The following is a 1,766-nucleotide window of genomic DNA, read 5'->3' as shown; positions in this document are numbered from 1 at the left end:
ATGGTCAGCTATCAAGTCTCTGACGGCATCACGACCACTCTGGCATCAGCGAAGTTCACCGTCACCGGCACCAACGATGTACCAATGGTAACGGGTGCGGTGACTGGTAGCGCGACTGAAGACGGTGTGATGGTGACGCTGAATGCGCTGGCCAACGCCTCGGATGTCGATGCTGGCACAACACTCATGGTGGAATCGGTGCCAGCTGTTCTGCCGGCAGGTGTCAGTTACGATGCCGGAGCGCACAGCTTCACGTTGGATCCAAGCCATTCTGACTATCAGAGTTTGGCGCAGGGTCAGGCGAAAGAAGTGACGGTCAGCTATCAAGTGTCCGACGGCATCACGTCCACTCCAGCATTAGTGAAGTTCACCGTCACCGGCACCAACGATGCGCCAGTGGTGACAGGTGCAGTGACTGGCAGCGCGACTGAAGACGGCGTAGCGGTTTCGCTCAATGCACTGGCCAACGCCTCGGATGTCGATGCTGGCACAACACTCATGGTGGAATCGGTGCCAGCTGTTCTGCCGGCAGGTGTCAGTTACGATGCCGGAGCGCACAGCTTCACGTTGGATCCAAGCCATTCTGACTATCAGAGTTTGGCGCAGGGTCAGGCGAAAGAAGTGACGGTCAGCTATCAAGTGTCCGACGGCATCACGTCCACTCCAGCATTAGTGAAGTTCACCGTCACCGGCACCAACGATGCACCGGTGGTGACAGGTGCAGTGACTGGCAGCGCGACTGAAGACGATGTGATGGTGACGCTCGATGCGCTGGCTAATGCATCGGATGTAGATGCCGGCACGACACTCATGGTGGAATCGGTGCCGGCCGTACTGCCGGCAGGTGTCAGTTACGACGCTGGGACGCACAGCTTTACGCTGGATCCAAGCGATGTAGGTTATCAGAACCTAGCGCAAGGCCAGACCAAAGAGGTGATGGTCAGCTATCAAGTATCCGACGGCATTACGACCACTCCGGCATCAGTGAAGTTCACTGTTACCGGCACCAACGATGCGCCGGTGGTGACAGGTGCAGTGACTGGCAGCGCGACTGAAGACGATGTGATGGTGACGCTCGATGCGCTGGCTAATGCATCGGATGTAGATGCCGGCACGACACTCATGGTGGAATCGGTGCCGGCCGTACTGCCGGCAGGTGTCAGTTACGACGCTGGGACGCACAGCTTTACGCTGGATCCAAGCGATGTAGGTTATCAGAACCTAGCGCAAGGCCAGACCAAAGAGGTGATGGTCAGCTATCAAGTATCCGACGGCATTACGACCACTCCGGCATCAGTGAAGTTCACTGTTACCGGCACCAACGATGCGCCGGTGGTAACGGGTGCGGTGACTGGCAGTGCGACTGAGGACGGTGTGGCAGTGACGCTCAATGCACTGGCCAACGCGTCGGATGTCGATGCTGGCACAACACTCATGGTGCAATCGGTTCCCGCTGTACTGCCGGCAGGTGTTAGTTACGATGTCGGGACGCATAGCTTTACGCTGGATCCAAGCCATTCTGACTATCAGAGTTTGGCGCAGGGGCAGGCGAAAGAAGTGATGGTCAGCTATCAAGTATCTGACGGCATCACGACCACTCCTGCATCAGTGAAATTCACCGTCACCGGGACCAACGATGCGCCAGTGGTGACGGGTGCGGTGACTGGCAGTGCGACTGAAGACGATGTGATGGTGACGCTCGATGCACTGGCTAATGCATCGGATGTCGATGCTGGCACAACACTCATGGTGGAGTCTGTACCGGC

The 1,766-nt window shown here is 57.4% G+C and carries 1 protein-coding gene; it reads left to right on the top strand.

The features are described 5' to 3' along the window. On the top strand, positions 1–1,766 hold a 1,766-nt coding region (locus BM269_RS28890), incomplete at both ends, for a VCBS domain-containing protein (RefSeq protein ID WP_170860519.1).

The sequence above is a fragment of the Duganella sp. CF458 genome, from assembly GCF_900113115.1.
Classification (GTDB): Bacteria; Pseudomonadota; Gammaproteobacteria; order Burkholderiales; family Burkholderiaceae_D; genus Rugamonas.
The sequence above is the reverse complement of the archived record's forward strand: the minus strand, read 5'-3'. Positions and strand labels throughout refer to the sequence as shown.